The sequence below is a fragment of the Pseudarthrobacter chlorophenolicus A6 genome, from assembly GCF_000022025.1.
GTDB lineage: Bacteria > Actinomycetota > Actinomycetes > Actinomycetales > Micrococcaceae > Arthrobacter > Arthrobacter chlorophenolicus.
Window position 1 is genome coordinate 394,452 of record NC_011886.1, and the last position, 15,744, is coordinate 410,195.

Annotated in this window: 15 protein-coding genes; 11 read left to right on the plus strand and 4 right to left on the minus strand. The window is 65.3% G+C overall.

The window, feature by feature from the left end; all coding sequences use genetic code 11:
• Window positions 1-11: 11 nt before the first annotated feature.
• The 3 genes from ACHL_RS24605 to ACHL_RS01855 are packed head-to-tail and all read left to right on the plus strand — an operon-like array spanning window position 12 to window position 2,122.
• The gene (locus ACHL_RS24605) at window positions 12-743 is read left to right on the plus strand and encodes a class F sortase (RefSeq protein WP_015935599.1); all 732 of its coding nucleotides are present in this window, start codon (window positions 12-14) and stop codon (window positions 741-743) included.
• Between the two features lie 46 nt (window positions 744-789).
• Complete coding sequence (locus ACHL_RS01850) at window positions 790-1,371, plus strand: RNA polymerase sigma factor (protein ID WP_015935600.1); 582 nt, start codon at window positions 790-792, stop codon at window positions 1,369-1,371.
• Window positions 1,358-2,122 (plus strand): anti-sigma factor, encoded by a 765-nt coding sequence (locus ACHL_RS01855; RefSeq protein WP_015935601.1) that lies wholly within the window; start codon window positions 1,358-1,360, stop codon window positions 2,120-2,122. Before ACHL_RS01850 ends, ACHL_RS01855 begins: the two co-directional genes overlap by 14 nt.
• On the opposite strand, the gene ACHL_RS01860 is transcribed toward ACHL_RS01855, so the two are convergent.
• Both ACHL_RS01860 and ACHL_RS24090 read right to left on the minus strand, forming a co-directional pair.
• Window positions 2,112-2,606 (minus strand): hypothetical protein, encoded by a 495-nt coding sequence (locus ACHL_RS01860; protein ID WP_015935602.1) that lies wholly within the window; start codon window positions 2,604-2,606, stop codon window positions 2,112-2,114. The genes ACHL_RS01855 and ACHL_RS01860 overlap by 11 nt on opposite strands.
• Before the next feature lie 110 nt (window positions 2,607-2,716).
• Window positions 2,717-3,349 (minus strand): hypothetical protein, encoded by a 633-nt coding sequence (locus tag ACHL_RS24090; protein WP_015935603.1) that lies wholly within the window; start codon window positions 3,347-3,349, stop codon window positions 2,717-2,719.
• 772 nt (window positions 3,350-4,121) lie between these two features.
• Here ACHL_RS24090 and ACHL_RS01870 point away from each other — a divergent pair.
• The 4 genes from ACHL_RS01870 (at window position 4,122) to araA (ending at window position 8,895) form a co-directional block, all read left to right on the plus strand.
• Window positions 4,122-4,781, plus strand: coding sequence for a dihydrofolate reductase family protein (locus tag ACHL_RS01870; RefSeq protein WP_015935604.1), 660 nt, complete (start codon window positions 4,122-4,124; stop codon window positions 4,779-4,781).
• Window positions 4,782-4,899: 118 nt separating this feature from the next.
• Window positions 4,900-6,633, plus strand: coding sequence for a ribulokinase (gene araB / locus ACHL_RS01875; protein WP_015935605.1), 1,734 nt, complete (start codon window positions 4,900-4,902; stop codon window positions 6,631-6,633).
• The gene (locus ACHL_RS01880; RefSeq protein ID WP_015935606.1) at window positions 6,630-7,325 is read left to right on the plus strand and encodes an L-ribulose-5-phosphate 4-epimerase; all 696 of its coding nucleotides are present in this window, start codon (window positions 6,630-6,632) and stop codon (window positions 7,323-7,325) included. Before araB ends, ACHL_RS01880 begins: the two co-directional genes overlap by 4 nt.
• Window positions 7,326-7,374: 49 nt before the next feature.
• The gene (gene araA, locus ACHL_RS01885) at window positions 7,375-8,895 is read left to right on the plus strand and encodes an L-arabinose isomerase (protein WP_015935607.1); all 1,521 of its coding nucleotides are present in this window, start codon (window positions 7,375-7,377) and stop codon (window positions 8,893-8,895) included.
• Between the two features lie 3 nt (window positions 8,896-8,898).
• On the opposite strand, the gene ACHL_RS01890 is transcribed toward araA, so the two are convergent.
• Complete coding sequence (locus ACHL_RS01890) at window positions 8,899-9,876, minus strand: GAF and ANTAR domain-containing protein (RefSeq protein ID WP_244266504.1); 978 nt, start codon at window positions 9,874-9,876, stop codon at window positions 8,899-8,901.
• 333 nt (window positions 9,877-10,209) lie between these two features.
• Here ACHL_RS01890 and arfA point away from each other — a divergent pair, with 333 nt between their 5' ends.
• From arfA to rsgA, 4 genes are all read left to right on the plus strand, one after another.
• Window positions 10,210-11,745: an arabinosylfuranosidase ArfA gene (gene arfA, locus ACHL_RS01895; protein WP_015935609.1), complete on the plus strand. Its 1,536-nt coding sequence runs from the start codon at window positions 10,210-10,212 to the stop codon at window positions 11,743-11,745.
• A gap of 60 nt (window positions 11,746-11,805) precedes the next feature.
• Window positions 11,806-12,393, plus strand: coding sequence for an HhH-GPD-type base excision DNA repair protein (locus ACHL_RS01900; protein WP_015935610.1), 588 nt, complete (start codon window positions 11,806-11,808; stop codon window positions 12,391-12,393).
• A complete protein-coding gene (locus ACHL_RS01905) occupies window positions 12,393-13,397 on the plus strand; it encodes a LacI family DNA-binding transcriptional regulator (protein WP_015935611.1) in 1,005 nt (334 codons plus the stop codon). Before ACHL_RS01900 ends, ACHL_RS01905 begins: the two co-directional genes overlap by 1 nt.
• 73 nt (window positions 13,398-13,470) lie before the next feature.
• Window positions 13,471-14,493: a ribosome small subunit-dependent GTPase A gene (gene rsgA / locus ACHL_RS01910; protein WP_015935612.1), complete on the plus strand. Its 1,023-nt coding sequence runs from the start codon at window positions 13,471-13,473 to the stop codon at window positions 14,491-14,493.
• Here the strand turns inward: rsgA and ACHL_RS01915 are convergent, their stop codons facing one another.
• The gene (locus tag ACHL_RS01915; protein WP_015935613.1) at window positions 14,494-15,744 is read right to left on the minus strand and encodes an MFS transporter; all 1,251 of its coding nucleotides are present in this window, start codon (window positions 15,742-15,744) and stop codon (window positions 14,494-14,496) included.

The following is a 15,744-nucleotide window of genomic DNA, read 5'->3' on the forward strand; positions in this document are numbered from 1 at the left end:
AGGCGACGGCGATGAGCGGACGCACGACGACGGCAGGGGAGTCCCGCCGTCGCGCATCTGTAGCGGTGCGAACCGCCGCCGCATCCGCAGTGCTTCTCCTGGCCGCCTGTGCGCCGGCCGGGCAGTCCACGGCACCTTCCGGTACCCCCGCCAGCACAGTAGCTTCCACACCAGCCGCCGCTCCCAGTGCGGTTCCCAGTGCCGCCCCTTCTGCTCCAGCGTCCGCCGCTCCGGCCGTCCAGCCGGGTGCGGCTCCCACCATTCCCGTTCACCCGGCCACCCTGGGCGCTGTCGCGGCGGACCCTGCGCCGACGTCGATCACCATCGCCGGCACGGCCATCGACATGCCGGTGGTCCCCGGGGGAGTGTCCGGCGAAGGGGCGATGGAAATCCCGGATGCCTTTGACCGCGCGGCCTGGTACCGGTTCGGACCAGCCCCCGGCGCGGCCCAGGGGGCCGCCGTCATCGCCGGCCACATCGACACGACTTCGGACAGGGCGCCGTTCTCCGCCCTGAAATCGCTGGCCGAGGGCACCGCCATCCGCGTGGGCCGTGACGGCGCGCCGGACCTTACCTACCGCGTGGTGAAGGTGGAACTGATGGCCAAGGACAGGTTCGACGGCGGGTCGCTCTTCCGCCGCACCGGGCCACACGAGCTCAAGGTTGTCACTTGCGGCGGCAGGTGGCTGGACGAGCGGATGGACTACAGCGACAATGTGATAGTCACCGCGGTCCCCGGGTAAGCGGTGAGCCATGATTCTCGTCACCGAAGCCGGGAAGGAGCCGCGAGTGACCCCTCCTGCGCAGGCCTCCCACGGCTGGGATGACGGGCTAACCGCGTCCTTCCTCGCCGGCGACGAGAGGGCCCTGGCGGCGGCCTACCGCGAATTCGCCCCGCTGGTGCACACGCTGGCCCTCCGGTCCCTGGCGGATTCATCTGCTGCGGACGACGTCACCCAGGAGGTCTTTATCCGGGTGTGGCGCTCGCGGAACACCTTCAGGCCGGAGGTGGCCCGGCTGCCCGCCTGGATTGTGGGCATCACCCGGAACGTCATCACCGACGCCCACTCGGCGACCGCCCGTGAAGCGCGCAAGGCCCACGCGGTGGCCGGCGCCGGGCTGGCCGCCGGAGAAGCCGACGCCGGAGCAGAAGCCGCGGAGGTCCTGGCGGACAGGCTGCTGCTGGACGGCGAACTGGAAAGGCTGGGTGAACCGCAAGGTTCCATCATGAAGCTGGCCTTCTATGAGGACCTGACGCACGAACAGATTTCACGGAAACTGGACCTGCCGCTTGGTACCGTCAAGAGCCACATCCGCCGCAGCCTGACGCATTTGAGAAGCCGATTGGAGGTAGACCATGCCGCATCTTGATCCGGAACAGTTGAGCCTCCTTGCGCTGTACGGGGACTGGGACGACGCCGACGGCCGGCAGCACCTCGATGTTTGCCCCGAATGCGCCGCCGACTACGCCGCGCTGCGCCGCACCGTTGATGCGGTGCGGACGGCGCCGGACACCGCCGGCCTGTCAGTTCCCGGGCCCCAGGTGTGGGCCGGGATCCACCGGGAACTTGGACTTGCCGACGCTGTCCGGGAGGACCCGCTGAGTGGTCCCGGCACCAAGCCCGCGGAGGCACCTGCCGAGGCGGCGCCGTCGAACGTTGCTGTATTCGGCCCGCGGAAGAAGGCGTGGTGGCAGCGTACCGGTACGTGGATCGCCGCCGCGGCGGCTGTGGTCCTCGTTGCGGGCGGTGGAATCTGGGCGTCCATGCGGCCCGCCCAACCACCCCAGCCCACCCAGTTGGCCCAAGCCCAGCTGACGCCGCTGGCGCAATACTCGGCCAGCGGTTCAGCCAAAGTGGTGGAGGCGGCCGATGGTTCCCGCAGCCTGGAGGTCTCGCTCGACAAGGATGAAGCGAAGGGTTACCAGGAGGTCTGGCTGATTGCACCTGACCTGTCACGGCTGGTTAGCCTTGGCGTCATGGCCTCTGACTCCGGGACGTTCCAAGTTCCTGCGGGGCTGCAGCTGGCCGACTACCCGATCGTTGACGTTTCCGATGAACCGGTGGACGGAAACCCGGCCCACTCCAGCGTCAGCATTGTCCGCGGAACGCTTACTTCCTGACCTGCATCCCTGCGCGCACGTCGAGTGGTTTCCGTTGGATCCGGCGTGCCGGAAGCCTGTCCAATTGCCGTGTGATGACAAGTGTCAGCAGGGCCGCGCCCATGTGGAGGTACAGGAGCAGGTGCAGATCGTGCGCCACCGGTCCTTGGCCTTGGGTTGCCGTGCCGGGGTCTTGGGCGGGCGATTGGCCGTGGCCATGGGACGGTGCATCGAATCCGGTGGAAATCGAAAAGGCAGCGAAGGCGAAGTGCAGCAACTGCTGGGTGATCCCGGCGGTGAGGAGCAGGCCCCAGCCGGGAAGCCGCCCGGGTTTACCGATGGCCGCCGCCATGCCCAGCAGCGCGGCGAGGGCCACCACAATCAGGGCTGAGGGGGAGGCCCCGCCACCCAGGACATGCGCCGCCCACCCCAAGCCGGTGGCGATCGGGCCAAGGAGCCAGGCCAGTGAGGGCCTCGGCCGGCGCACGGTGGCCTCGCTGTCCATACGGCTCCTTTTGGTGGCGGCGTTTCGGTGGTCATTCTTGTACCTACCCCGAGTTGGGCTCGTCAAAGCAGCGGCCTGGCCGAGCCGGCAGTGAATTGAAGGGCTGCCTATTAAAGGGTGTAACCGAAGACGTCCGCGATTACATGCGTTGTCTCGTGCCGCGGCACCGGGTTGAGGAGTGGTTGGATTTCTATCTTCCCGTCCTGGCCAATGGGCACGTAGGCCATGTTGGCTATGGTTTGCCCGCGGTCAAAGTTGAGGTTCGAAGTGAACGAGACGGTTGCAAAATGGGCGCGCGCTTCAAAGTAGCCGAATCTTGTCGGTTCGGTGACGGTGAGATTTACCCAGACACCGCTCGCGCTCGACGGAATACCATCAACGCCCGCTACTTTTACGGGTACGTTTTCAGCGCTGCTGACCGGGCCGCGAAACGTCCGCGTGTCAAGGAAACGCTTAGGAGTCACAGCCACAAATGCTCCGGAGGTTGCGGGCGTGCCTGGGAGGAAATACCCGAATACGTCAGCCACAATTTGAACAGTCCCGGAGGAACTGTTCGCTATGGTGACTGTGCCGTCCGGCCCCACCGGTACGACGGCCAGGCTTGGGATTGTCTGATTTTGAGCATAATTCTGGTTCGAGACATTCGGTTTGGAAGACCCGGTTGGGTAGGCGCTGATGAATCCGTTGGACGTCGGTTGCGTCACGGTCAGGTTGGCCACTACCGCAGATGCGTTGGCGGGCACCCCGGTGGCTCCTCCCAGGCGTAGCGGAACTGTTCCTCCTCCAGGCACGGGCCCTGACGAGGTACGGGTGTCGAGGAGCCTTTGTGGAGCGAGGGGGCGATAAGAACCGGGCGCATCCCATTGACCCGACGGGCCGAAGTACGCAGTTACGTCCACGATGATATGGACACTTCCCGCCGAGGAGTTTGAGATGGTGATATATCCGTCAGCGCCGACCTCCACGATGGCAAGGTTCGCCACGGTTTGGCCGGGACCATAATTCACATTCGACGTTCGAGGTGCGCTGACCCCTGAATGATAAGCCGTAAGGAAGCCCGCCGCCGTCGGCTGAGTGGCAGTTATATTGACGACCACCGCCTGGGTTCCTTGAGGGATTACATAAAATCCGGGAATTCGGATAGAAACGGCACCCCCGCCTGGCACGGGACCGTACGATGTCCTAGTGTCGAGAATTCTGGCGGGAATGATGGGAGTAGCACCGCCGACAGGGCCTGTGGAAGCCGTTGCTGTAGGCATGCCTGATGGATTGACCAGCAGTGTAGCTACTGTGGTAAGGCCTAAGATGAGGCAAAATAGGTGCAATCTAAAACGGGCATACTGCGTCAAATTAGTCCCCCAAATTATGAAAAAGAAGAGTGGTCGCTCTTGGGTGAATGATACTGGTTGTCCGCCCAGTGACCCCCCATATCAAAATGCCTGTCACCTGGGCACCCTATACATACACAACTCGATCACCCCAAGGTGACCAGGCAAGCACACCCCAGGAGATGACATGTCCCTCGTCCGCGTGCACAATTTCTCAGTTTCCCTCGACGGCTTCGGCACGGGCGAGGGCCAGCAGCTCGAGGCGCCGTTCGGCCATGCCGGCTCACGGCTCATGGAGTGGGCCTTCGGGACCCGGACCTTCCGCGCCATGGGCCTTCACGGGGAGGGACAGGCATCCTTCGGCGTCGATGAGGCGTTCGCCAGCCAGTGGGGAACCGGGGTCGGCGTCGAAATCATGGGGCGCAACAAGTTCGGCCCCCAGCGCGGGCCCTGGGAGGACAAGGAGTGGAAGGGGTGGTGGGGCGACAACCCCGTGTTCCACACCCCGGTTGTGGTCCTCACGCACCATCCCCGGCCCACCCTCGAAATGGAGGGCGGAACCACCTTCCATTTCATTGACGCCGACCCCGCAACGGCGCTTGAAAAGGCCCGAGAACTTGCCCCGGGCCTCGACGTCCGGATTGGCGGCGGTGCGGACACAGTGCGGCAGTTCCTCGAGGCGGACCTGATCGACCACATGCACATCGCCGTGGTGCCCATCATTCTGGGCCGCGGCGAGCGGCTGTGGGACGGACTGGAGGGTCTGGACGAGCGCTTCGACATCGAGTCCACCACCTCGCCGGCCGGCGTGGTGCACATGGTCTTCACCCGCCGCGGCTCCCGCTAGGCCGGCACCGCGGGCCGGTCCTGACAGCCATCAGGGGCTCCCTCGTTGACTTCATTCTTGTTAGCGCTCACAATTAAAACCAGGCCGCAACGCTGCGGCAGCTATCAAAGGAACTTCCATGAATACAGCGGACAGTGCCGAGGCTTGCGTCATCGGTGTTGATTACGGGACGCTCTCCGGCCGGGCTGTGGTGGTGCGTGTCAGGGACGGCAAGGAACTGGGCAGCGGAGTCTTTGACTACCCCCACGCCGTTATCACCGATGCCCTTCCCCGTGACATAGCGGGCGACGGCGGCACGCGGCTTCCCGGCGAATGGGCCCTCCAGGTGCCGAACGACTACCGGGACGTCCTGCGTATCGCCGTTCCCGCCGCCGTCGCCGACGCGGGAATCGACCCGGCCGCCGTCGTCGGAATCGCCACGGACTTCACCGCCTGCACCATGGTGCCCACGCGGGCGGACGGAACCCCGTTGAACGAGGTGCCCGGGTTCGCAAACCGGCCGCATGCTTATGTAAAACTGTGGCGCCACCACGCCGCCCAGCCGCAGGCCGACCGGATCAACCGGCTCGCAGCAGAGCGCGGCGAGGCCTGGTTGCCCCGCTACGGCGGGCTGATCTCCTCCGAGTGGGAATTTGCCAAGGGGCTCCAGCTGCTTGAGGAAGATCCCGAAGTCTACGCCGCCATGGACCACTGGGTGGAGGCGGCCGACTGGATCGTCTGGCAGCTCTGCGGGACATACGTCCGCAACGCCTGCACCGCCGGTTACAAAGGCATTTACCAGGACGGCCACTACCCGTCCGAAGACTTCCTAGCGGCGCTGAACCCGCAGTTCAAGGACTTCGTCAGCACGAAACTCGAGCACGCCATCGGCCGGCTGGGCGATGCCGCCGGCTACCTCACGGCTGAGGCCGCAGCGTGGACCGGCCTGCCGGAAGGCATCGCTGTTGCTGTGGGCAACGTTGACGCGCACGTCACCGCCCCGGCCGCCAAGGCCGTGGACCCGGGCCAGCTGGTGGCCATCATGGGCACGTCCACCTGCCACGTCATGAACGGTGCTGAGCTCAGGGAAGTCCCCGGCATGTGCGGCGTGGTGGACGGCGGGATCGTTCCCGGCCTCTGGGGCTACGAGGCCGGCCAGTCCGGTGTCGGCGATATTTTCGGCTGGTTCACCAAAAACGGTGTCCAGCCCGAATACCACCAGGCGGCCGCGACGGCGGGACTCGGCATCCACGAATACCTCACCGCACTTGCCTCCGGCCAGGCCATCGGCGAACACGGGCTGATAGCCCTGGACTGGCACTCCGGCAACCGGTCCGTGCTGGTGGACCACGAACTCTCCGGCGTCATCCTGGGCCAGACGCTCGCCACCACGCCGGAAGATATTTACCGGGCCCTGCTCGAGGCCACAGCCTTCGGCACCCGCACCATCGTGGAGGCCTTCCGCGACGCCGGCGTCCCGGTGAAGGAATTCATTGTGGCCGGCGGCCTGCTCAAGAACAAACTCCTGATGCAGATCTACGCAGACGCCACCGGCCTGCAGCTCTCCACCATCGGTTCGGAACAGGGGCCCGCCCTCGGCTCGGCCATCCACGCCGCCGTCGCGGCCGGACACTACGCGGACATCCGCGAGGCCGCCGCCGCCATGGGATCCGAGCCCGGCGAGGTGTACACGCCCATTCCGGAGAACGTGGCCGCCTACGAGGAGCTGTTCCGGGAATACAAAGCCCTGCACGACTACTTCGGCCGCGGCAGCAACGACGTGATGCACCGGCTCAAGGCCATCCAGCGCAAAGCCTCGGGGATCACTTCGGAAGCGGCTGTGACCGGCGTTCCCGTGGAGGTGTCCGCATGAGCGCCGCACTCCTGGAGGCCATCGCGCTGACCAGGGCAGACGTCTGCGCCCTGCACGCCGAACTGACCCGGTACGGGCTGGTGGTGTGGACCGCCGGCAACGTCTCCGCCCGCGTGCCCGGAACCGACCTGATGGTCATCAAGCCCTCCGGCGTCTCCTACCAGGACCTGGCCCCGGACCAGATGGTGGTCACCGACCTTTATGGCACGCCTGTGTCAGGAAACGGTGAAGGCGGCTGGGGCAATCCGGCGCTCTCGCCGTCGTCGGACACGGCAGCGCACGCCTACGTCTACCGTCACATGCCCGAGGTGGGCGGCGTGGTGCACACCCACTCCACCTACGCCACCGCCTGGGCGGCGCGCGGTGAAGCCATTCCGTGCGTGCTGACCATGATGAGCGACGAGTTCGGTGGCGAGATTCCGGTGGGACCCTTCGCGCTGATCGGCGACGACTCAATCGGCCACGGCATCGTGGAAACGCTGAAGAACTCCAACTCGCCGGCAGTCCTGATGCAAAACCACGGCCCGTTCACCATCGGCAAGGACGCCAAGTCCGCGGTGAAAGCCGCAGTGATGTGCGAGGAAGTGGCGCGCACCGTCCACGTTGCCCGTCAACTCGGCGACCCACTGCCCATCGACCAGGGCCACATCGACTCGCTCTACGCCCGCTACCAGAACGTCTACGGCCAATAAAGCCGGGCCAACTGCGCCCGTAGCCACCAAATACTTTCCAGGAGAACCCATGAGCACCGCAGCAAACAACTCCCTCGACGGCTATGAGGTCTGGTTCCTCACCGGCAGCCAGCACCTCTACGGCGAGGACGTCCTCAAGCAGGTGGCCGCCCAGTCCCAGGAGATCGCCACCCAGCTCAATTCCGCCTCCGCCGTGCCGGTGCGGATCGTGTGGAAGCCGGTCCTGACCGACTCGGACGCCATCCGCCGCACCGCGCTGGAGGCCAACTCCGATGATTCCGTCATCGGCGTCACAGCCTGGATGCACACGTTCAGCCCGGCCAAGATGTGGATCCAGGGCCTGGACCTGCTCCGCAAGCCGCTCCTGCACCTGCACACCCAGGCCAACCGCGACCTGCCCTGGGCGGACATCGACTTCGACTTCATGAACCTGAACCAAGCCGCGCACGGTGACCGAGAGTTCGGCTACATCCAGTCCCGGCTGGGCATTGCCCGGAAGACCGTCGTCGGGCACGTTTCCAACCCTGAGGTTGCGCGCCAGGTGGGCGCCTGGCAGCGTGCCGCGGCCGGCTGGGCCGCCGTCCGCACCCTGAAGCTGACCCGATTCGGCGACAACATGCGCAACGTCGCCGTCACCGAAGGCGACAAGACCGAAGCGGAGCTGCGCTTTGGCGTCGCGGTCAACACCTGGTCCGTCAACGAGCTCGCCGACGCTGTGCACGGCGCTGCAGAGTCCGACGTCGACGCCCTGGTCGCCGAGTATGAGGACCTCTACGAGGTGGTGCCGGAGCTCCGCGCAGGCGCGGCCCGGCACGAGTCGCTGCGGTACGGCGCGCGGATCGAGCTCGGGCTGCGGTCCTTCCTTGAAGCCAACGGATCGGCCGCGTTCACCACTTCCTTTGAGGACCTTGGCGCGCTCCGCCAGCTCCCGGGCCTGGCGGTGCAGCGGCTCATGGCTGCCGGGTATGGCTTCGGCGCTGAGGGTGACTGGAAAACCGCTATCCTGGTGCGCGCCGCCAAGGTGATGGGCGCAGGTCTGCCCGGCGGGGCGTCGCTGATGGAGGACTACACCTACCACCTCGAGCCCGGCGCGGAGAAGATCCTCGGCGCGCACATGCTGGAGGTGTGCCCCTCGCTGACCGCAACTAAGCCGCGGCTGGAAATCCACCCGCTCGGCATTGGCGGCAAGGAAGACCCCGTCCGCCTGGTGTTCGACGCCGATGCCTCCCCGGGCGTCGTCGTCGCCCTGTCTGACATGCGGGACCGTTTCCGCCTGGTGGCCAACGCCGTGGACGTGGTCCCGCTGGACCAGCCGCTGCCCAACCTGCCCGTTGCCCGCGCGCTCTGGGAGCCCAAGCCGAACTTCGCCACGTCCGCCGCCGCCTGGCTTACCGCCGGCGCCGCGCACCACACTGTGCTGTCGACCCAGGTGGGGATGGATGTGTTCGAGGACTTCGCCGACATCGCCAGGACCGAGCTGCTCACCATTGACGAGGGCACCACCATCCGCCAGTTCAAGAAGGACCTGAACTGGAACGCCGCCTACTACAGGCTGGCCGGGGGCCTCTAGCCGCTAGTGCCCGAAGTGGGATTGCGGGGGACCCTCGGGCAGCCGCTCGAGGATGTCCTCCGCAATCCGCCGGACCTTGATGTTCCGGTGGCTTGAGGCCTTCGCCAGGATGGAAAACGCCTCGTGGTAGGAGCACCGGTTCTGGGCCATGATGACGCCGCACGCCACGTTGATGGAGGTGCGGCTGTCCAACGCCGAGCGCAGGTCCGACGCCATGGAACGGGCTGTATGCAGGTCCAGGGCCATCCGCAGGCTCCTTGACGCCAACCCGGCGAACGCCCGGGCCTCGGCGATCACCTGCAGCGGGAAGGCCTTGGAATCCGGGGCAAAAAACGCCAGGGCAGCATGGGTTTCCGCGTCCGCCGCATCGCCGGCAGGGCCCGATGACGCGGCATCGCCCGCACCGTCAAGCCGGAGCCGTATACCCAGGACGCTGCCAAAACCGGCAACTTGCAGCTCGCTGCAGTAGCGCGGCCAGCGGAAATCCCCGTGCCGCTGAAGGACCGCCACGGGATGGCCGCCGGCCAGCACTTCGCTGGTGGGACCCTCCGCTGCCTGCTGCTCCCACGCCATCATCCGCTCAGCGTCCCGCGATGTCCCGGTAATTGCGGGGGACCGGCGCGGCTGGGTCAGCACCACCGCGCATTCGATCTGCGCGCCAGCCTGCTGAGGTGTCCCCGCCTGCTGCGCACCTGCCACCGACCGCACCGCGGCGGCAACCAGGCTGTCCAGGGAGTCGGTCAGCGAGTCTGCCCCGGTGACCAGGTCAAGCAGCATCGCCTGGCTGCCGTCACTCCCGGTGGCCTGCGTGACGGTGCGCGGCGCAATAGTCGGCAGCCCTGCGGCAGGCCGCGGGCCGTGGAGGCGTGAAGAAAGAAGAGGGCCGGCGACGGCTGGGGGAGAGGCCTTGGTCTCAAAGGCCTCCTCGTCGCCGGCCCCGCTCAGTACCCGGGTGCGTTGACCCGGGAAGTTTGGGCTCACCTGTCGTGCGTGCATTGCCACTCTCACACCCCCTGGTGAGCTAAGTCCTGCCGGGACAGAAACACGCCTTGTCCCTGTCAAAAACCTAGTGGGCTGGCCGGGGGCCGGAGAATGAGTAACGGTACTCGACTTTCAGATTAGGTATTACTTGGATACTCGAAACCGCTACTTGCTTTGCGCATAGCCGCAGGTGGGGCGCCCGGCGCTCCTGCCGCAGCTTGGACCGGAAGCAAAAAAGATTCTCTCCGGCGCCCGTTCAGCGACGCTCCCTTGACTCAAACCACCGCAGCGCCAACAATGTTTTCTATAACGTTGTAAATCCAGAGAACGAGGATGTTTTTCGTGGCAACCCCAGAACCGGCAACAGCCAAAGTAACCCTTGACCCGGCCTTCACCGTTGGTCCCGTCAGGCGCCGCACGTTCGGCGCCTTCGTGGAGCACCTTGGCCGGTGCGTCTACACCGGCATCTTCGAACCCGACCACCCCGACGCCGACGAGGACGGTTTCCGCCGCGATGTCCTGGGGCTGACGCGCGAACTCGGCGTCTCCACGGTGCGGTACCCCGGCGGCAACTTCGTCTCCGGCTACCGGTGGGAGGACGGCGTGGGGCCGAAGGACCAGCGGCCTGTACGCCTCGACCTGGCCTGGCACTCCACGGACCCCAACCTGGTGGGCGTGGACGAGTTCGCGGCGTGGTCCGCCAAGGCCGGCGTGGAACCCATGATGGCCGTCAACCTGGGCACCCGCGGCATCCAGGAGGCGATGGACCTGCTGGAGTACTGCAATATCGACGGCGGTACTGAGCTTTCCGACCAGCGCCGCGCCAATGGTGCACCGGACGGCTACGGCATCAGGATGTGGTGCCTGGGCAACGAGATGGACGGCCCGTGGCAGATAGGCCACAAGAACGCCCTCGAGTACGGGCGGCTTGCTGCGGACACGGCCCGCGGCATGCGGATGATCGACCCCGACTTGGAGCTCGTGGCCTGCGGCAGTTCCGGTCCCACCATGGACACGTTCGGCGAATGGGAGCGCGTGGTCCTGTCCGAAACCTATGAGCTGGTGGATTTGATTTCCGCCCACCAGTACTTCGAGGACTTCGGCGACCTCCAGGAACACCTGGCTGCCGGGCACAAGATGGACGCCTTCATCAAGAACATCGTCAGCCACATCGATCACGTGAAATCTGTGAAGAAGTCCACCAAGCAGGTGAACATCTCCTTCGATGAATGGAATGTCTGGCACATGAGCAGGGCCGAGTCCAAGGCGCCCTCCGGCAAGGACTGGCCGGTAGCCCCCGTGCTGCTGGAGGACACCTACACGGTGGCGGACGCTGTGGTGGTGGGCGACCTGCTGGTCACGCTGCTCAAGAACACGGACCGGGTCCATTCCGCGAGCCTGGCCCAGCTGGTCAACGTCATCGCCCCCATCATGACGGAACCCGGCGGCCGGGCCTGGAAGCAGACCACCTTCCACCCCTTCGCCCTGACCTCGCGGCACGCCGCCGGCACTGTGCTGCAGCTCGCCGTCGAATCCCCGCTGGTCAGCGGCGGCACCACGGAGAACGTGGCCGCGCTGTCCGCCGTGGCAACCTTCGACGCCGAGAAGGGCGAGGCCGTGGTGTTCGCCGTCAACCGCTCGGCAACGGACGCACTCACCCTGGACGCCGCCGTCGCCGGCCTGGGCAACGTCCGCGTCCTGGAGGCGCTGACCTACGCCAACAAGGACCCGTACTGGCAGGCGAGTGCCGACGATTCGACGTCCGTGGAGCCCGCCGAAAACGTCACGGTCAAGGCCGACGGCGGCCGCCTCACCGCCGAGCTCCCTGCGGTGTCCTGGTCCATGATCCGGCTGGCGGTGGGCAGCTAGCACCCCTGGACAGTAACGGCGGAGGCGTCCTTATGACGACGGCGGCCCGCAGGTGGGAGGATGGACGGCATGGAGCTGCACATCACGGGGGATCCCGCCGCGGACAAGTTGTTGAGTGAGGACGCCTTCGCCCTGCTGACCGGCATGCTGCTGGACCAGCAGGTGACCATGGAATCGGCGTTCGCGGGACCGGAAAAGATCAGGACCCGCATCGGGTCCGTCTCTCCCGAAGCCATTGCCGGCCATGATCCGCAGGCGTTCGTGGAGATGTTCAAGGAACGGCCCGCCGTGCACCGGTTCCCCGGTTCCATGGCCGCAAGGGTCCAGGCGCTGGCCGAGGCCGTGCAAAGCGACTGGAACGGCGACGCCACTGCCATCTGGACCCAGGGTGATCCCAGCGGCGCCGAAGTGCTGAAGCGGCTCAAGGCCCTGCCCGGGTTCGGCGACCAGAAAGCCAAAATCTTCCTCGCCCTGCTGGGCAAACAGCGCGGCCTGCAGGCGCCGGGCTGGCGGGAAGCCGCCGGCCACTACGGCGAGGACGGCTCCTACCTGTCCGTGGCGGACATCGTGGACCCGGAATCCCTGGTGAAGGTGCGGGCCAGCAAGCAGGCGGCCAAGGCCGCGGCGAAGGCAGGAAAAGAAGGTTAATGGCAGTAACCATGAACGACGTTGCGAAGGCCGCGGGTGTCTCACTCAAGACCGTCTCCAACGTCCTGAACAACTATGAGTTCATCCGTCCCGCCACCAGGCAGCGGGTTGAGGATGCCATCGCGGAACTGGGCTACGAAGCCAACCTCACCGCCCGCAGCCTGCGCTCCGGTAAAACCTCCATGCTGGGCCTGGTCCTCTCGGATCTTTCGGCGCCCTATTACGCCGAGCTCGCCTCCAAGCTGATGGACGCGGCAACCAAGCACGGCTACCGCGTCCTGGTGGAGCAGTCCGCCGCGGAAGGGGCCGCCGAGCTGAACGCGCTCCAGGGCCCGTTCCGGCAGCTCACGGACGGACTGCTTTTCACGCCGCTGTCCATCAGCGCCGACGCCATCGCCGAGCGGGCCGGAACGAAGCCCCTGGTGATGCTCGGCGAACACATCATGGATCCGCGGTTCGACCTGGTGACCATGAAGAACGAGGAGGCCGCCGCTGCGCTGACCTCCCATCTGCTGGCGGGAGGCCGCCGTCGTATTGCGGTCATTGGCGCCACGCCGGAGGAATCCACCGGCACCGCGGGGCTGCGGCTCAACGGCTACCGCACTGCCCTGAAGAACGCCGGAATCCCCTTCGACCCGGCGCTTGTGGCACCCGCTGAGTGGCGCCGCGATACCGGTGCCGCCGCCGTCGCGGGCCTGCTGGAAGCGGGTGTGGAGTTCGACGCCGTCTTCGGCCTGAACGACGTCCTGGCGCTCGGTGCGCTGCACGAACTCCTGATCCGCGGCGTCCGGGTGCCGCAGGACGTGGCAGTGGCCGGCTTCGACGACGTGGACGAGGCTCGCTTCGCCTCACCGTCCCTGACCACCGTCTCGCCCGGGATGGACGAGATTGCTGAACGGTCCATGGCTTTGTTGCTGGACCGGATCGCCGGCCGCGAAACCGCCGACGCCGGAGTGCACGTGAAAGCCGAGTTCCAGCTGAAGATCCGGGAATCTGCGCCGTAGGAGGCCAGCGAGTGGCTGAACACACGAGACCCGATGATCGGGCCAAGGAACCTTCAAGGGCTAGAGGTGGACAATGACGGAACGTACAGACCTCGTAATGCTCGGCTGGACTCCAGATGACGAGGAATCATTCCTTGAGCAAACCGAAGCGCAGATCGCCCGGGTTGTGATTGTTCACGGCGGGCATGCTGAGGTGATGTCTGCGTCAGGAACGGAAAATGTAACCGAGACAGTTCTCTTCAGCTCGACCCTCGATACAACTCCCGTTGCTGGTGACTGGGTGGCCGTTCTTCAGGGCACGATTGTTGAGGTAGCTCCACGCAGGACATCCATGGCCCGGCCCGATCCCGGGGGTAACCGCACTCAGGTTCTGGCCGCGAATATCGATCTCATTTTGGTCGTTGTCGCCGCCGATCCCATCCCCAGCCTCAATGCCATTGAACGCATGCAGGTTATGGCGTGGGACTCGGGGGCTACACCGGTTCTGGTGTTGACCAAGGCGGACCAATGCTCAGACCTGGATGAAGTGCTTGAACACGTTGCCCCGGTCAGCAGCGGTCTTGAGACCATCGTGACCAGCATCACTGACGGACGAGGGCTCAGCCTCCTGCATGATCGGGTGGAGAATCTGACTACAACCATGCTTGGGGCCTCTGGCGCAGGCAAAACCTCTTTACTGAACGCATTGCATGGCACTGATGCAGCAACCGCTCCGGTCAGGCGTGACGGTCAGGGCCGCCACACCACTACTACCCGGCGGTTATTTCCCATGCCCTGGGGCGGTGTAATGCTGGACATTCCAGGGATTCGCTCGTTGGCGCTCCAGGCGGGCCAGGAGGGCATTTCCGACACTTTCGCCGACATCTCCGAGCTCTCATATCACTGCCGTTTCAGCGACTGCTTGCACGAACGAACCGCGGGATGTGCCGTCGCTGCGGCTGTCGCCGACGGTCGTCTGTCCGCGCGAAGGCTTGACAGCTGGTTAGCCGTCCAGCGCGAACTCTCGTTCCAGGAGCGGCGTCGCGACCCTGCAGCTATGGCTGAGCAGCGTAAACGATGGAAGCAGGCCACGAAGATGAGCAGAAAGAGCCGGTAACTAGCTCACCGGGGTGGGGAGCGGCCGGGGAGTCTCTGCTGTGGGCTGCGGCGCGAATGTGATCACTACACCCATAAGTGCTACGGCGCCGGCAACGCCTGCACTGATCAGAAAAGTAGCATCGGCGGCACCCGCCACCCCAAAAAACAGCATTCCGGCAGGAACGCCGACGGTGTTAACGATCTGATCCCGAACGGCAAACGTGTGGACTTGGTCATCGTCCCCGATGGACTGGCCCAGGGTGTCCCACTGAATACCTGAAGCAGTTGTCAGGGCTGCGCCCAGGAACCCCACGGCCCACAGTAGAACCGGCAGCGGGACCAGCAGGAAGCAAAGCAGCTGCGTTGCGATGCTCAGGCAACAGAGCAGGTGCAGGTATTTCCATGGGACTCTTTTGAGGAAGCCCAACAGCGACGACGCCGAACCGACAAGCGAGCCGGCAGCCATAAATGCTGCCGTTACCGCCCACGTTGCGGCAGAGTTCTGCTCGATGACGAGGGTAGGGCCCGCCGTCCCCAGGAGGCCGATCGTGAGCGCGACGAACAGCCAGGTGGCCAGTCCTGTGTTGATGCCGGGAGGAAGTTTGGCGCGGATTCTTTTGTTGCCATTGCTGGCAGACGCCTCAGGCGTGGTTTGGCTTGGCGACCTCGACAGCCGAAGGCCGGCCAGGACAACGATTCCGACAAGGAATCCAATTGAATCGATTAGGAGAATGGCTTGGAAGCCAAGTGACAGGAAGACCAGTGAACCAAGGAGTGGTCCGGAGATGGCGAACACGTCTCCGAGCACTGAAAGCCACGCATTGACGCGTCCCCGCTGTTCCAAGGGGATCAGCCGGGGAATCACCGTGAACCGCGCCGGTTGGAAAAAGGCCAGTGCGATTCCATAGACACCCGATGAAATGGACAATGCAGTGATCGCCCCAGTCGGCGGACTGTCGGTTCCCAGTGTCAGAATCCAGCCAAGCAGTCCGGCTTGGGCAATGAACCGCACGAGATCCGAAAGTATCATCACCCGCACGGGATTCCGGGCCGGGCGAATTCGCTGGACAGCAAACACTCCGATGAATCGTCCTGACCAAAGGGAGAGAAGGACCACTGTCAGGCCCCACCCGGAAGGCTCCAGCCTGTGACTTTCCAACGCGAAGGCGATGGGGACAAGAGATCCGCCGAGCCCGGATACCAAGGCCGCGGTAAAGAGGCGAGGAAACCCTGCGATTTCGAACGGTCCGGTGAAGCCAAGTCCTTTCAT